This window comes from Streptomyces sp. NPDC006743 (assembly GCF_040703815.1).
Lineage (GTDB): Bacteria > Actinomycetota > Actinomycetes > Streptomycetales > Streptomycetaceae > Streptomyces.
In genome coordinates this window covers 1-14,923 of the sequence record NZ_JBEYJA010000071.1, presented here as the reverse complement: position 1 = coordinate 14,923, position 14,923 = coordinate 1, and the positions used below count along the sequence as shown (strand labels likewise).

Genomic DNA, 14,923 nt, shown 5'->3' with positions numbered 1-14,923 from the left:
CGCGATCTATCGTGTTTGGGTAGGCTGCTGCCGTGGACCTTCAGAAGCAGACCGCGCCCCCTGCCACGGAGCTGCGCGCCTCGGACGCCGACCGTGACCGCATCGCCGACATGCTGCGCGACGCCCTCGCCGAGGGCCGCCTCACGGCCGACGAGCACGCCGAGCGCGTCGAGGGGGTGCTGAACGCCAAGACGGTCGGTGAACTGGAGGTCTTCATCCAGGACCTGCCCGCCGGCCACCGCAACCGCACCTCCGCCGCCCACCCGCCCAAGCGCCCCGCCGACGACGAGATACTCCCGCAGGCCGACGAGAACGTGGTGGCGGTGTTCAGCTCGGCCACCCGCAAGGGCCGCTGGCGCGCCGGACGGCGGCTGCACGCGTACGCGATCTTCGGCAGCGTCGAGATCGACCTCAGCGAGGCCACCTTCGAGTACCAGCAGGTCGTCATCAAGGCCGTCTCCGTCTTCGGCGACGTCCAGATCCGCGTCCCGGAGAACGTGTCGCTGCGCGGCACCGGCGGCGGCGTCCTCGGCAACTTCGAGGTCGACACGCTGGACGCGGCCGACTCCGAAGCGCCCGTCGTCTACGTCGACGGCTGGGCCGTCCTCGGCAATGTGGAGGCGCGGCCCAAGCGCGGCAAGCTCGTCGCGGACATCCTCGACCGGGTGCAGCGCAGGGTCGACAGGCATGTGCGCAAGCACCTGTGAGCAAACGGCCGGTTCACCACTGAGTGCATAGGCCCGCGCACAGCGGGTAGGCCTTGCTGCATCGTCTCTCGCTCGCGAAGCCGTCGTCAGGAGTAGACCGTGCTGCAACCGCCGCATTCGTCCCTGCAGGTCGCTGCCGTACCGGCCCAGCGGGGACCGGTGCGAGACAGGGACCAAGACGCACCGTGGCACACCGAGGCGGTGTGCAGGCGCGACGAGGCCGGCCTGTTCTTCGCACCCTCGAAAGAACCCACGGCCGCGCGGCTGTCCCGCGAGGAGGCGGCCAAGCGGGTCTGCGCCCGCTGTCCCGTGATGGTCGAGTGCCGCGAGCACGCACTGCTGCAGCCCGAGCCGTACGGTGTCTGGGGCGGCCTGACCGCCGCCGAGCGCCGCGTGGTCCTGGCCCGCCGCAGGCGCCGCGACCTGGAACTGAACAAGGTGGCCCACGCGACGGGCCGCATAGCGGCAGCCGGCTAGCGCGACGGCGGCCCGGCGGCCTGGCGGGGGAGGCGGGGCGCTGGGGCCGATCGGGGCGGGCGGCTCCAGGCTTCGAACTGCGGGCTTCGAGGGCAGCCGGTTTCCAGGACGGCAGCCCGGACCGGGGTCGGGCCTGCCGCCGGTCGGCAGAGCGGCAGGCCGGCCGTGCGGTTCTCGTCCTTACGGCCTTACGGCGAACGGGGCGCCCCTCCGCACCGGGGACGCCCCGTCGTCGTGCCGGGCGCAGGCCGCCGGCTCGGCAGGCCGGTCGTCCGGCGGCCGAGCCGGTCCGCTACTTCGCGCGGTCGAAGTCGATCGCGCTGTACGCGCGCAGCTTGCTCAGCCGGTGCTCGGAGTCGATCCGGCGGACCGTGCCGGACTTGGAGCGCATGACGATCGAGTCGGTCGTCGCCGTCTCCGAGCGGTAGCGCACCCCGCGCAGCAGCTCGCCGTCGGTGATGCCGGTGGCGACGAAGAACACGTTCTCGCCCGTGACCAGGTCCTCGGTGGTCAGTACGCGGTCGAGGTCGTGCCCGGCGTCGACCGCCCGCTGCCGCTCCTCGTCGTCCTTGGGCCACAGCTTGCCCTGGATCGTGCCGCCCAGGCACTTCACGGCGCAGGCCGAGATGATGCCCTCGGGCGTGCCGCCGATGCCGAGCAGCAGGTCGATACCGGTGCCGTCGCGCAGCGCCAGGATGGAGCCGGCCACGTCACCGTCGGAGATCAGCTTGATCCGGGCGCCGGTCTCCCGGATCTCCTTGATGATGCCCTCGTGCCGCGGCCGGTCGAGGACGACCACGGTCACGTCCTCGGGGGTGGCCCGCTTGGCCTTGGCGACCCGCTTGATGTTCACCGACACCGGCGCGTTGATGTCGACGAAGTCGGCGGCGTCCGGGCCGGTGACCAGCTTGTCCATGTAGAACACGGCGGACGGGTCGAACATGGCACCGCGCTCGGTGGCGGCCAGCACGGCGATGGCGTTGGGCATGCCCTTGGCGGTCAGGGTCGTGCCGTCGATCGGGTCGACGGCGATGTCGACCTCCGGGCCGGTCCCGTCGCCCACGCGCTCCCCGTTGAAGAGCATCGGGGCCTCGTCCTTCTCCCCCTCGCCGATGACGACGACGCCGTTCATCGAGACGGTGGAGACGAGGGTCCGCATGGCGCGGACCGCGGCGCCGTCGGCGCCGTTCTTGTCGCCGCGCCCGACCCAGCGGCCCGCGGCCATCGCGGCGGCTTCGGTCACCCGGACGAGTTCGAGGGCGAGGTTGCGGTCGGGAGCCTCGGAGGGGACATCGAGCTCGGACGGCAAGTGATGATGCTCGGTCATCGGAGCGCACCTTTCTGATACGACGACGGCCGGATGAGGGTTCTGGCCACGACTCTATCGCCGGGCGGACAGAATGAGCAGGGGACCCCACGGATGAGCGGATCGGACACCTGCGACGATAGGGGGCGTGGCAGGTTCGAACGGCAAGCAGAAGACAGTCCGGGGCACGATCCTCTCCCTGATCGTGATCATGGCGACGGCCGGCGTCGTCTACCTCTTCGTCCCGCACGACGATCACGCTCCCGACATCAAGCGGGTCGACTACCGCGTCGAACTGCTCACGGCGCGCCGCGCCGCCGCCTACCCCGTGGCCGCGCCCGAGGGCCTGCCGGACACGTGGAAGGCCACCTCGGTCCGCTACCAGGCCGACCAGGGAGACCGCTGGCACCTGGGCTTCCAGGACCCCGACGGCCAGTACGTGGCCATCGAGCAGTCCACGCAGAAGCGCAAGGACTTCATCGACGACGCCAGCCAGGGTTCCCGCGCGACCAAGGTCACGCAGAAGATCGGCGGCCGCACCTGGACCCGGTACAGCGGCGGCCGTTACGACGCCCTCGTGTCGGAGGGCGCCAAGGGCGACACGACCGTGGTGGCGGGTACGGCCTCCTTCGCCCAGCTGACGAAGATGGCGCAGGCACTGCAGACGTCCTGAGGGGCCCGCCCGACGCGGGCCGCCTCCCGGGCCTCCCCGGGGCTCGTCGGGGCTGCGGTCTGCGACATCCCCCGTCGCGACCCTTCACAGCGGCTCGCGCGTCCTGTCACCGGGCCTGTGCGGCTGTCACCGGGCCCGCGCGGTTTGTCCACCCGTAGCGCCCCCCGCGTGGCACCTCACGCCGCGCGCTCCCTCACCGCTCGTCCCCCTCCTCGTCCCCGTCGTGCGCGGCCTCCTCCGCCAGTGCGGCGTCCAGCCGGGCGCGGGCGCCCTCCAGCCACCGCCGGCAGACCTTGGCCAGTTCCTCGCCCCGCTCCCACAGCGCGAGGGACTCCTCGAGACTCGTCCCGCCCGCCTCCAGGCGCCGGACGACGTCGATCAGCTCGTCCCGCGCCTGCTCGTAGCCCAGCGTCTCGTCGGCCGCCGGTGTCCTGCTCGTCATTGACTCTTCCCTGTGTCGACCCGAACCGTGAACTCGCCCTCGGCGACCCGCGCCCGCAGCGTCTCCTGCTCCGTCACCTCGCCGGGATCGCGGACAACATGCCCGTCGGCACGCTGCAGCACCGCGTACCCGCGCCGCAGCGTCGCGGCGGGGGAGAGGGCCACCACGCGCGCGTGGGTGTGCCCCAGCTCGGAGTCGGCGCGGTCCAGCAGGTGCCGCAGGGTGCGCCGGCTCCGGTCCAGCAGCGCGGCCACATGGTCGGCCCGCTCGTCGAGCATGCGGTGCGGATCCTGCATGACGGGCCGGGAGAGCGCGTGGGCGAGGCCGCGCTCCTCCCGTTCGACGTGCGCCTGTACGCACCTGCGCGCGCGGTCGCGCAGCTGCCGTACCCGCTCGGCCTCCTCGCCGACGTCCGGCACGACCTTCTTGGCCGCGTCGGTGGGCGTGGAGGCGCGCAGATCGGCGACGTAGTCCAGCAGCGGCGTGTCCGGCTCGTGGCCGATCGCCGAGACGACCGGCGTACGGCACGCGGCGACCGCGCGGACGAGCTGCTCGTCGGAGAACGGCAGCAGGTCCTCCACGCTGCCGCCGCCGCGCGCCACGACGATCACGTCCACGTCGTCGAGCGCGTCGAGTTCCTTGACGGCCTGCACGACCTGCGGGACGGCGTGCACGCCCTGCACGGGCACGTTGCGCACCTCGAAGCGGACGGCGGGCCAGCGGTGCCGGGCGTTCTCCAGGACGTCCCGCTCGGCGGCGGAGGCCCGGCCGCACACCAGTCCGATCAGCTGCGGCAGGAAGGGCAGGGGCTTCTTGCGGTCCGCGGCGAAGAGCCCCTCCGCCGCGAGGGTCTTCTTCAGCTGCTCCAGGCGGGCCAGCAGCTCACCGACGCCCACCGGCCTCATCTCGGCGGCCCGCAGCGACAGCTGCCCGCGCGGGGCGTACCACTCGGGCTTGGCGCGCACGACGACCCGGGCGCCCTCGCCGACGACGTCCGCGACGGCGTCGAACACCTCGCGGTAGCACGTCACGCCGACGGAGATGTTGTACGACGGGTCGCGCAGCGTCAGGAACACCACCCCCGCGCCCGGCCGCCGCGACAGCTGGGTGATCTGCCCCTCGACCCAGACCGCGCCGAGCCGGTCGATCCAGCCGCCGATGAGCCGGGAGACCTCACCGACGGGAAGCGGGGCTTCGGGGGACGTGGAGACAGCCATGCCCGCGAGCGTAACGGTCACCACCGACAACGCGGGCCCCCGGCGACGACGCGGGTCCCCGGCAGCGACTCGGGTTCCCGGCAACGACGCAGACCCCTGGCGACGACGCGGACCCCCGGCGACGACGCAGGGTGCCCGGCGACGACGCGGGCTCCGGCCAGAGCGAGGGCACCCCATGAGCGCTCCGGGGGTTCCATGGCCCCTCGGGATCTTCGACGCGCCGTGGGCGGCCTTACGATGGGGCCCATGACTGCTACGTCTGGCCGCCGTGTCCTGCTCGCCGCCCCCCGGGGCTACTGCGCGGGCGTGGACCGCGCCGTGATCGCCGTCGAGAAGGCCCTGGAGCAGTACGGGGCCCCGGTGTACGTCCGGCACGAGATCGTCCACAACAAGTACGTCGTGCAGACCCTGGAGAAGAAGGGCGCCGTCTTCGTCGAGCGGACGGAGGAGGTGCCGCCGGGCAACATCGTGATGTTCTCGGCGCACGGTGTCGCGCCCGTCGTGCACGAGGAGGCCGCCCGCGGCCGCCTCGCCACCATCGACGCCACCTGCCCCCTGGTCACCAAGGTCCACAAGGAAGCCGTCCGCTTCGCCAAGGAGGACTACGACATCCTCCTGATCGGGCACGAGGGCCACGAGGAGGTCATCGGCACCTCCGGTGAGGCCCCCGACCACATCCAGCTCGTCGACGGCCCCGGCGACGTGGCGAACGTCGAGGTGCGCGACCCGTCGCGGGTGGTCTGGCTCTCCCAGACGACGCTGTCGGTCGACGAGACCATGGAGACGGTCGACGCGCTGAAGGAGAAGTTCCCGCAGCTGATCTCGCCGCCCAGCGACGACATCTGCTACGCCACGCAGAACCGCCAGCTCGCCGTCAAGCAGATGGGCGCCGAGGCCGACCTGGTCATCGTGGTCGGCTCCCGCAACTCCTCCAACTCCAAGCGGCTGGTGGAGGTCGCCAAGCTGGCGGGCGCCGACCGGGCCCACCTGGTCGACTTCGCCGACGAGATCGACGAGGCCTGGCTGGAGGGCGTCACCACGGTCGGCGTGACCTCGGGCGCCTCCGTGCCGGAGGTCCTGGTCGAGCAGGTGCTCGAATGGCTCGGGCAGCGCGGCTTCGGGGACGTGGAGATCGTCAAGGCGGCCGAGGAGTCGATCACCTTCTCGCTGCCCAAGGAGCTGCGCCGCGACCTGCGCGAGGAGGCGGCGGCACTGACCGCCGAGCGCGGCGGGTCGGGCACGGCGCAGGGCTGAGGCGGACCGCGTACGGCGCCGGGCTGAGGCGGAACGGCCTCCCGCGCGCGGGAGGCCTCCCACGGTACGCGCCCGGCGTGACTGTCGGTGGCACGCCGTAACGTGGAGCCATGCAGATCTTCGGTGTGGACATCGGCGGGTCGGGGATCAAGGGCGCCCCGGTGGACCTCGACAAGGGCGACCTGGCCCAGGAGCGCCACAAGGTGCTCACCCCGCACCCGGCGACCCCCGAGGGCGTGGCCGACGGTGTCCGGGAGGTCGTCGCCCACTTCGGCTGGACCGGACCGGTCGGACTGACCTTCCCGGGCGTGGTCACCGGCGGCGCCACGGTGCGTACGGCGGCCAATGTCGACAAGAGCTGGATCGACACCGACGCGCGCGCGTTGTTCGGCGAGCGGCTGGGCGGACTGCCGGTGACCGTGGTCAACGACGCGGACGCGGCGGGCGTCGCCGAGATGCACTTCGGCGCGGGCCGCGGCCGCGGCGGCACCGTCGTGCTGCTCACCTTCGGCACCGGCATCGGCAGCGCGGTCTTCGTCGACGGCGTCCTCGTCCCCAACACTGAGCTGGGCCACCTGGAGCTGGACGGCCACGAGGCGGAGAAGCGGGCCTCCAGCAAGGCCAAGGACGACGGTGACCTGTCCTGGGAGCAGTGGGGCCACCGCGTCCGCAAGTACCTCGCCCACGTGGAGATGCTCTTCTCCCCGGAGCTCTTCATCATCGGCGGCGGGGTCAGCCGCAAGGCCCACAAGTTCCTGCCCTACCTGGAGGGCGTCCGGGCGGAGATCGTCCCGGCCCGGCTCCAGAACAACGCGGGCATCGTGGGCGCGGCGATGCGCGCGGCGGAGGGCGGCGCGGGCGAGGCGTGAGGGGGCGGCTGGAGGCCGCCAGGCGGGACGGGAGACGGGGAGACGGACGGCGGATCGAGGCGGCGGGAGGCCGCTGCCGGGAGTGCCGGGCTGAGGGGGCCGCACGCTGCCGGGGTGCCGCGCTGAGAAGGCCGCACGCTGCGGGGCGCCGGGCTGAGAGGGCCGCACGCTGCCGGGGGCGCCGCGCTGAGGGGGCCGCACGGCCGGGAGATCACCCGCGCCTGCGGGCCGCCGCCCTCGCCTCCGCCCCTGCCCCCGCACGCTCGGACGCTCGTTCCCCCACCCGTTCCGCTGCCCGGGCGGGCGCCGACGCGGCCCGCCGCACCAGCGCCGTGACCCCCGCGATCAGCGTCCCGGCGTACAGCCACACCGCCTGGGTGGCGAGGGCGGTCACCAGGCCCATGAGCGTGCCGAGGAGTCCTTCACCGCCGTCGGCCACCGGCAGCAGTCCCACGGCGAACCCGATGGGCACGACCACGGGCGCGCTCAGCAGGTCGCCCCTGCGGATCCACACCGCGGTCAGTACGCACACCGGCAGGAACAGCACCCCGTACACGGCCGGTGAGGCGTCCAGGAGCAGGGCGTCCAGACAGCCCAGGACGAACATCACCGCACCGCAGAACAGCCCGCCCCCGAGCCCCGTCAGCCGGGGGTTGGGCACCTGGCGCAGCCGCTGTATGACAGGCGGCGGGGCGTGGTCCCGCGCGGCGACGGGGAGGCGCCGGGCAGGCACCGGACCCGGACGCCGCGCCGGACGCCGGTCCGCGGCGCCGCCCTGCCCGTGCCCCTGCCCCCGGCCGCGGGGCGACCGCGTACGCCCCTGGGCCGCCTGCGAGGGCAGCGGCGGCCTGCCGCGTCGCGGTCCGTGCTGCTGAGGTCGCCTCCAGTGTTGCTCCACTGGACCAACCTAGGTCTGTTTATGTGTTGAATAGGCCGTTTGACACGCCGCGCGGGTGTGGCGGTCCTGTGGTGGCCGGCCGGCTGGCCAGGCGTTCGAACCGTCGCGAAGACGGGACGCCGCACGCCGTAGACTGGTGGATCGGCCCCCTGGCCCCCAGTCTCCTCACGTACGGGAAGTCGCAACGTGTCGCTCACGATCGGAATCGTCGGTCTGCCGAACGTCGGCAAGTCGACCCTGTTCAACGCCCTGACCAAGAACGACGTGCTCGCGGCCAACTACCCGTTCGCCACGATCGAGCCCAACGTCGGTGTCGTGGGTGTTCCGGACGGTCGCCTCGCCCAGCTCGCCTCGATCTTCAAGTCGGAGCGGATCCTGCCGGCCACGGTCGACTTCGTCGACATCGCCGGCATCGTGCGCGGCGCCAGCGAGGGCGAGGGACTGGGCAACAAGTTCCTCGCGAACATCCGCGAGTCGGACGCGATCTGCCAGGTCATCCGAGCCTTCAAGGACGAGAACGTCGTGCACGTCGACGGCAAGGTCTCGCCCAAGGACGACATCGAGACGATCAACACCGAGCTGATCCTCGCGGACCTCCAGACGATCGAGAAGGTCCTCCCGCGCCTCCAGAAGGAGTCGCGGATCAAGAAGGACGTGGCGCCGAAGGTCAAGGCCGTCGAGGAGGCCAAGGAGATCCTGGAGAAGGGCGACACCCTCTTCTCCCATGGCATCCTCCAGGGCACCGAGCGCGCGGAGCTGCTGCACGACCTCCACCTGCTCACCACCAAGCCCTTCCTCTACGTCTTCAACGTCGACGAGGACGAGCTGACCGACGAGGACTTCAAGAACGAGCAGCGCGCCCTGGTCGCCCCCGCCGAGGCGATCTTCCTCAACGCCAAGCTGGAGGCGGACCTCGCCGAGCTGGACGAGGAGGAGGCCCTGGAACTCCTGGAGTCCGTCGGCCAGCACGAGCCGGGCCTGGCCACCCTCGCCCGCGTCGGCTTCGACACCCTCGGCCTGCAGACCTACCTGACGGCCGGCCCCAAGGAATCCCGCGCCTGGACCATCAAGAAGGGCGCCACCGCCCCCGAGGCCGCCGGCGTCATCCACACCGACTTCCAGAAGGGCTTCATCAAGGCGGAGGTCATCTCCTTCGAAGACCTCATCGAAACCGGCTCCGTCACCGAGGCCCGGGCCAAGGGCAAGGCCCGCATGGAGGGCAAGGACTACGTGATGCAGGACGGGGACGTGGTGGAGTTCCGCTTCAATGTGTAGCGGGTGACTTACCGCTGCATCGCTGATCTGCCAAACATGCAGGTCGGAAGGGGTTCGACTCATCGGGGTCGGGCCCCTGGTTTTTTCCCGTGCTGGGATGGTGCTGGGAAAGCTGACACCTCGTTACCTGTCGTCCTCCCTGGTCATCCGTACCGTGCTGGGATGGTGCTGGGATGCCGGTGAGGTCCCGGGCTGGATCATGGCCGAGGCTCGGAGGTACGCGGTAGGGCATGAACCTCCGCTCGGTGGAAGAGGAATGTGGCACCTTCAGGGCAGACGGGGGTGTTGCCCGCGATCAGCCCACAGCTCACTGGGACCTGAACCACTCTCGTCGTCACTGCGATCGCAACTGACGCTTCAGTCCGGCGCAGGCGGCTACAACCTCTGCGCGGTGACGGGACTCCGTGCCGGACACGGCCGCTTCGATTCGCCGGGTGTACTGCCGCTCACGCTCTCGTTCCCGGCGCTCCTCCGTCCGGTGGCGCACCCACCACCGTGCCGACCCAGCGAGCACCACGAGGACCATGAGCAGCCACCCGTACCCACCCGCCGAGGCCGCAGCCGCGTTCACCGCACCGACCATGGGGACCTTTCTCCTTCTGTCATCGAGTTGATTTCCGGCAGTTGAACCGGTGACGCCAACTCTCCGCGGCCGCCCGAATTTCCGTCTAGCGTGTGGAAACCGGGGGGAAACCGATCACTGGGTGAGGGGGAGGACATGGGCGGCGGAAGGCCCGTCACCACCGGCCGAGCGCGACCCGAACTTCGCGAACTGGCGGAATGGTTCCTTGCGGCCCTGCGGACCGCCGGATACGACACCGCCCACGCCTTCCTTTCCGCGCGTGGTACGGATCACCGGGTGCCCGGCAAGAACACGGTCTACGACATCATCGGTGCTCGTCGGCTTCACGAGCTGTCCACCACCGAGCAGTTCGGCGAGGTTCTGGGGCTGCCACGGCAGGCGGTCGCCGACGTCTGGGGCCGGGCACGGTTCGCGCTGGAGCGTCGGAAGCTGGCCGCCCGGCGGGCCGAGCCCGGCCCTGTTCCCGCTGCGTGGTCCGACATTCCGCTGCCCGATGCCTGGCTCGAGGACCTGCTCGGCAGCCAGGCGGAGGCCGCTGAGCAGTTCCCGTACGACCTGCTGGGTGTACGCAAACCCCCGTTGTCCCACATCCACATCGAGCAGGATCTCCAGCCGCTCTCCGAGAACGCCACACGGCACGCGCCGCGCACCACGGGCCCCGCACCGACCCTGGCCGCCGCCTTGTCCGCCCACGACCACCTGTTCGTCACCGGTGGTCCGGGCGCGGGCAAGACCACTCTCGGCCGCCATTTGGTCCGGCAGCTCGCCCGCTACTGGTTGCGCGAGGAGAGGGCGGAGGATCCCTGGTGTCAGGAGGCGGTAGTCCCGTTACGGGTCACGGCGACCGACCTGCGGATCCGCCGTGCTTTCCACCAACAGCTCAGTGATGCCGCCGACCGCGCCGGGACGCTGCGCAGCGCCGTTCCATCCGATCGATTCGCTGTAAGGCCGCACGGGGCGCGCTGGCTGGTGATCGTCGATGGCCTTGACGAGGTCGTTTCACCGGACGAGCGGCAGTTGATCCTCAAGAATCTTGCCCGGGAGATCCGGCCGCACGGTGTCTTCCGGCTACTGATCACTTCCCGGCCGCTTCCGCAGGACGAGCTGACGCCCCTGCGGGACCTGCCGTCCATGGGCTTCTACACACTCACCGGGTTCGACTCCGAGCAGCAGTTGGCCTTCGCCCGGCGCTGGTTCGCTGCCCAGGGATCCGATGATCCGGCCGCCGAAGCCCGTGCTTTCCTGGAGGAGGTCGGGCACGCCGGTCTCGGTGAGGTGCTGCAGGTGCCATTGCTGACGACCATCGCCGCCGCGCACCGCAGCCGGAATCCCGGCGCGCCGCTGCCGCGCGGACGGGTCGCACTGTACGAGCAGTTTCTCGCCGATGTCGCCACTGCTCGGGAGAGCGCGGACGAGGTGGACAAGGGGTTCCGGGCCCGCTGGGAGCGACGTGGCCAGGGACGGCTGGCCGAGTGGCTGCTGGACCACCGGGATCACCTGGTGGCTCATCTGGCGGGGGTCCGCACCGCGAGTGCCTCCGCTTCTCTGTTGGACGCCGCGGTGCGGTGGCTGAACACGGAGTTGCCTGGGGAGCTGGCCTGGCCCGCAGGGGCCCGCGATGAGCTGGGGCAGTTCCTGGGGCAGAGTGGGGCCCTCGTTCACGACCACGGTGAGCTGGCGTTCCTGCACCTGTCGTTCGCGGAGTTCCTTGCCGCGAGGGAGGAGGCCGCCCGCATCCCGGCGGATTTCCCGGACCTCGACGATTGGGCCGGTGATATCCGCAGCCCGTCCTCCCGAAACCGGGTGCTGTTCACCTTCGCTCTGTGGGCCCGGCGCCCGGGGCACGACGTGACCCTGCTCGTACGGCATCTGCTGGCCGGCGATCTCGACCACCGAATCATGGCTCTGCGGCTGATCACCTCCGGTGTGCGGCTGGGGGAGGCGCTGGAGGAGGCGGTCATCGACCGGGTGGCGGATCTCGGTCACGACTACGAGGGCCTTGACCGCTACCGCGGCCGTGGCCGCCAGGTGTTACGGGAGCTGTCCCAGTTGCGGGGCAACCGTCGCCTCGCAGCCAAGCTGCGGAGGATCGCGGAGACCGACGGACTCGACGTCTCCTTGCGCGTCGGCGCGGCTGCGGCGTACGCAGAGGTCGCCTCGCTTCCCAAAGGGGTCGCCCTGCTCCAGGATCTCGGCCGGCGACTCCCAGGGGACGGCGCCTTGGAGTGCTGCCGGGAACTGGCCGCGCTCGACCCCGCCGATACGGATCGCCGGGCCGGGCTGCTGTCGGACGTACTCGCTTCGCCGACGGCTTCCACCTGGCTTCGCCTGACGGCCGCGGAGGAACTCGCCGCACTGGGGTGTACCGATGGACTGGCCGAGTTCGCGTGCTCCGTCCTGGCCGGCAATGAGGAGAACGGGGGAACCCTGTGGCGGGCTGGGCAGTTCTGGTACCAGTTGGAGGGGCCGTCGGCCGCGCCGCGCGTCAAGGCGGCGGTGGCAGGTCGCACCCGTACCCGGCAGTGGGCCAAGGCCGCCCTGGCGCAGGTGCTGTTCCTCTTCGGGCTGGTTGAAGAGGCGCTCCCGTTCCTGGCGTACACCATCGAGAACAGCACGGACAGCGAATCGATCAACGATGTGGTGCACAGCTGGCTCGACCAGGAGGGGGCGAAGGCCGCCGACGGCCTGGTCGAGTTGCTGCGTGGATACCAGGTGTGGAACTCCGACGAACGCCCGAGCATCGCCATTGACTTGGTTGAGGCGGGGTATGCGCGCCAGGCGGCGGAAGTGGTCCGGCTCAGCCTCGTCGATCCGGATCCCGACCTTCGGCACAGCCTCGGGCGGCAGGCCATGGCGCTCGTCCGGTCCCTCGGCCCATCGGGCGCCGAGGAGGTCCTCAGCTGGCTGGACCGGCGCCGAGCGAATGCGGACTCCTACGCCACCGCGCTGCGGGACCTGGCAGGGGCGGCCGGCGCTGACGCGGGCGCCCTGCTGCCGCTGGCGCGACGTCTGCTCCGTCATCCGGGCAGTGGGCACGGTGGCTTTGTCTCGGCCGCGCGTGTCCTGTTCCGGCTCGCCGCGGAGGACGCCTGCGCAGAGGTGCTCGCCGCCCTGCGCGACCGCCCGTACGGCGGCCCTGCTCTGCGGGCGGCACTGCTGCCCCTGCTCGCCGAGTACGGTGAGGCGGCGGCCGTACGGGTGCTGGGCCAGGAGCTTCTGGCGGATCCTGGTCTGGTCGGTCGCGAATTGGAGGCCGTGGTCAAGGCATGGCTGGCGGTGGAAGGCCGGGAGGCGGCGGCCAGCATCGTGGACCGGATCCGGGCCGCAGTGCGCCTGACGGCCGACCAGAGTGTGCCCTTGGCCGCGCTGCTGACTGCGGAAGGACACTCGGACGCAGCAACCATCCTGTGGTGCCAAGTGGTCACGGCTCCCGAAGCCGGCATCAAGACCCGTTGGCAGGCTGCGCAAGAGCTGCTCGCTTCTGGCCGCGCCGCTCACGCCGAACAGGCCCTGCGCACCGCACTGACGGCCCCGCGTGACGCGGACGAGGCTCTGTTGCTGCGTCGCCTGCTGGCTTGGGTACGACCGTCTGCGGACCACGTAGGGGAGGGCACCGCCGGGTGGTCGAGTGCGCCATCGCGTGGCTGAGCGGTCTCCACCGCCCCGCACCGCGGCCGGGACAGCCTGTCGATGATTTCGGCCACTGCTGCCATCTGTGGCGGGCGGAATATCACTACTTCAGGGAGGTGCGGATCACGCTCTGTGATGCGTCCGCTGCGGTCAGCGTCGCGTGTGGCGCGCCTGCGAGTACCTGGTCGAGCGAAGGGCAGGGAAGTAGGTTGTCAGGGAGACTGGCGGCGCTTGGGGGCGATGTGGAAGAGCGGGAATTCAACGCGGCCGTTGCCCGGCTGATTCGTGAAGCGCGGACGCGTGCCGGGGTGACGCAGGAGTATGTAGGCCGACGAGCGGGGCTATCGCGCGGTTCGATCACGAACATCGAATCCGGGTCCCAGACCCCGCCCCTCTACCGACTAGCTTTGATTGCTGCAGCGGTGAACGTGGAACTCTCGGATCTTCTTCCGCGGCTCCAGCTTGATGAGGCATCCGGCCTTGCTGCACGTCACGCTGCCGATGTCGCCGCCGTGTGGGCACATGCATCGGAGAGGATGGACGCTCGTGGCGAAGGCTGACCTGGCGGCTCGTGGGCTGCTGCGGGAGTTTCGGATCGACGCACCGCCGGTCAACCCGTTCGAACTGGCCGAGCGACTCGACGTCCTGGTCGTCCCTCAGGGTATGGACGACGACGTCTCAGGCATGCTCCTACGCAAAGACGGAAGCTGCATCATCGGCGTCAACGAGGCGCACTCGTTCGAGCGGCAGCGCTTCACGGTGGCGCACGAACTGGGGCATCTGCGCCTGCATGAAGGGCGTCCGCTGATCCTGGACACCGACGCACGCGTGAACTACCGCAACGCGGTGTCGAGCATGGCCACTGACCGCGAGGAAGTCGACGCTAACCGATTCGCTGCGGCGCTGCTGGCACCGGAGGAGATGGTTCGCCGGGCGACGCAGCGCATCAGCTTCCGGACGACGGAGGACCTTGTGCAGGTCCTGGCCAAGCGATTTCAGTTGAGCGAGACGGCCATGACATACCGCCTGATGAACCTCGGGATCGTCTCCGGCCCCGCTCGCTGACAACGCGCGCCCGAGTGGTAGGCCCGGGCCCCTGCGCGCAGCTCGCTCGGCTCCCGGTGTCCCATTCCCTCGTGTCCGAGGCGCTCACGTCTCTGTGTCTCGGCTTCAGCGAGGCAGGTGATAGTGCAGCCGGACTGGCCTCGTCCCACAGCAGACTGAGCAGAGGTCAGCCAAACTGACATTCAAAATGCGTCTTGCGTGAGTGTCGCTCTGTGTGGTGTAGTAGTTACGGCAGAGAGTGATCGGCCTCTCTGCTTACGAGGTGGCTCCTGCTCGGCGTGAGGCTGACGGGGACGGTCCACCCGCGGGCGGTACTGCGTGACGTGCCTGGCCGTGATGGCCCGTACTGTCGACCGGACTGCACCGACCATTTCCGATGGCCAGCCGACGCGAGCAGCCATCCGCGATGCCCTGCATCGGCCGACCCTCTGCCTAGTAGTGCTTGGTCAGGTTCACTCGCCGGTGGCGTGTCCGTTTGATCGGGTGTGTCGTTGACGGGGTGTGATGGGTGGGGAGTTGGCCGCGGT

Annotated in this window: 13 protein-coding genes; 9 read left to right on the top strand and 4 right to left on the bottom strand. The window is 70.7% G+C overall.

The annotated features are described in order from the left end of the window. Positions 1-32 precede the first annotated feature (32 nt). The gene (locus ABZ719_RS34120) at positions 33-707 is read left to right on the top strand and encodes a DUF1707 domain-containing protein (protein WP_366729040.1); all 675 of its coding nucleotides are present in this window, start codon (positions 33-35) and stop codon (positions 705-707) included. A gap of 99 nt (positions 708-806) precedes the next feature. After that, positions 807-1,184, top strand: a complete 378-nt coding sequence (locus tag ABZ719_RS34115) for a WhiB family transcriptional regulator (protein WP_366729039.1) — start codon at positions 807-809, stop codon at positions 1,182-1,184. A gap of 292 nt (positions 1,185-1,476) precedes the next feature. On the opposite strand, the gene glpX is transcribed toward ABZ719_RS34115, so the two are convergent. Then, the gene (gene glpX, locus ABZ719_RS34110; RefSeq protein ID WP_366729038.1) at positions 1,477-2,511 is read right to left on the bottom strand and encodes a class II fructose-bisphosphatase; all 1,035 of its coding nucleotides are present in this window, start codon (positions 2,509-2,511) and stop codon (positions 1,477-1,479) included. A gap of 127 nt (positions 2,512-2,638) precedes the next feature. On the opposite strand from glpX, the gene ABZ719_RS34105 reads away from it, so the two are divergent. Next, complete coding sequence (locus ABZ719_RS34105; RefSeq protein ID WP_366729037.1) at positions 2,639-3,163, top strand: DUF4245 domain-containing protein; 525 nt, start codon at positions 2,639-2,641, stop codon at positions 3,161-3,163. A 193-nt stretch (positions 3,164-3,356) separates the two neighbouring features. Here ABZ719_RS34105 and ABZ719_RS34100 read toward each other — a convergent pair whose 3' ends face one another. Together ABZ719_RS34100 and xseA are read right to left on the bottom strand one after the other, a co-directional pair. Next, on the bottom strand, positions 3,357-3,605 hold the full coding sequence (locus ABZ719_RS34100; RefSeq protein ID WP_366729036.1) for an exodeoxyribonuclease VII small subunit: 249 nt from the start codon (positions 3,603-3,605) through the stop codon (positions 3,357-3,359). Beyond that, entirely contained in the window at positions 3,602-4,822 is a 1,221-nt protein-coding gene (xseA, locus tag ABZ719_RS34095; protein WP_366729035.1) for an exodeoxyribonuclease VII large subunit, read from the bottom strand. Before xseA ends, ABZ719_RS34100 begins: the two co-directional genes overlap by 4 nt. 237 nt (positions 4,823-5,059) lie before the next feature. Between xseA and ABZ719_RS34090 the strand changes: the two genes are divergently transcribed. Together ABZ719_RS34090 and ppgK are read left to right on the top strand one after the other, a co-directional pair. After that, a complete protein-coding gene (locus ABZ719_RS34090) occupies positions 5,060-6,076 on the top strand; it encodes a 4-hydroxy-3-methylbut-2-enyl diphosphate reductase (RefSeq protein WP_366729034.1) in 1,017 nt (338 codons plus the stop codon). A gap of 110 nt (positions 6,077-6,186) precedes the next feature. After that, complete coding sequence (gene ppgK / locus ABZ719_RS34085) at positions 6,187-6,945, top strand: polyphosphate--glucose phosphotransferase (RefSeq protein ID WP_366729033.1); 759 nt, start codon at positions 6,187-6,189, stop codon at positions 6,943-6,945. A gap of 211 nt (positions 6,946-7,156) precedes the next feature. On the opposite strand, the gene ABZ719_RS34080 is transcribed toward ppgK, so the two are convergent. Then, the gene (locus tag ABZ719_RS34080) at positions 7,157-7,843 is read right to left on the bottom strand and encodes a DUF6542 domain-containing protein (protein ID WP_366729032.1); all 687 of its coding nucleotides are present in this window, start codon (positions 7,841-7,843) and stop codon (positions 7,157-7,159) included. A 186-nt stretch (positions 7,844-8,029) separates the two neighbouring features. Between ABZ719_RS34080 and ychF the strand changes: the two genes are divergently transcribed. The 4 genes from ychF (at position 8,030) to ABZ719_RS34060 (ending at position 14,396) form a co-directional block, all read left to right on the top strand. Then, a complete protein-coding gene (ychF, locus tag ABZ719_RS34075) occupies positions 8,030-9,118 on the top strand; it encodes a redox-regulated ATPase YchF (RefSeq protein ID WP_037861996.1) in 1,089 nt (362 codons plus the stop codon). Between the two features lie 718 nt (positions 9,119-9,836). Then, the gene (locus ABZ719_RS34070) at positions 9,837-13,349 is read left to right on the top strand and encodes an NACHT domain-containing protein (RefSeq protein ID WP_366729031.1); all 3,513 of its coding nucleotides are present in this window, start codon (positions 9,837-9,839) and stop codon (positions 13,347-13,349) included. Continuing rightward, positions 13,322-13,891, top strand: a complete 570-nt coding sequence (locus tag ABZ719_RS34065; RefSeq protein ID WP_366729030.1) for a helix-turn-helix transcriptional regulator — start codon at positions 13,322-13,324, stop codon at positions 13,889-13,891. The genes ABZ719_RS34070 and ABZ719_RS34065 overlap by 28 nt, the downstream gene beginning before the upstream one ends. Further along, entirely contained in the window at positions 13,878-14,396 is a 519-nt protein-coding gene (locus tag ABZ719_RS34060) for an ImmA/IrrE family metallo-endopeptidase (protein WP_366729029.1), read from the top strand. Before ABZ719_RS34065 ends, ABZ719_RS34060 begins: the two co-directional genes overlap by 14 nt. Positions 14,397-14,923: the final 527 nt, after the last annotated feature.

What these genes read in the sequence shown, in the direction of transcription:
- glpX (WP_366729038.1), bottom strand. Translation starts at nt 2,511, where the DNA reads ATGACCGAGCATCATCACTTGCCGTCCGAGCTCGATGTCCCCTCCGAG.
- ABZ719_RS34100 (WP_366729036.1), bottom strand. Translation starts at nt 3,605, where the DNA reads ATGACGAGCAGGACACCGGCGGCCGACGAGACGCTGGGCTACGAGCAG.
- xseA (WP_366729035.1), bottom strand. Translation starts at nt 4,822, where the DNA reads ATGGCTGTCTCCACGTCCCCCGAAGCCCCGCTTCCCGTCGGTGAGGTC.
- ABZ719_RS34090 (WP_366729034.1), top strand. Translation starts at nt 5,060, where the DNA reads ATGGGGCCCATGACTGCTACGTCTGGCCGCCGTGTCCTGCTCGCCGCC.
- ppgK (WP_366729033.1), top strand. Translation starts at nt 6,187, where the DNA reads ATGCAGATCTTCGGTGTGGACATCGGCGGGTCGGGGATCAAGGGCGCC.
- ABZ719_RS34070 (WP_366729031.1), top strand. Translation starts at nt 9,837, where the DNA reads ATGGGCGGCGGAAGGCCCGTCACCACCGGCCGAGCGCGACCCGAACTT.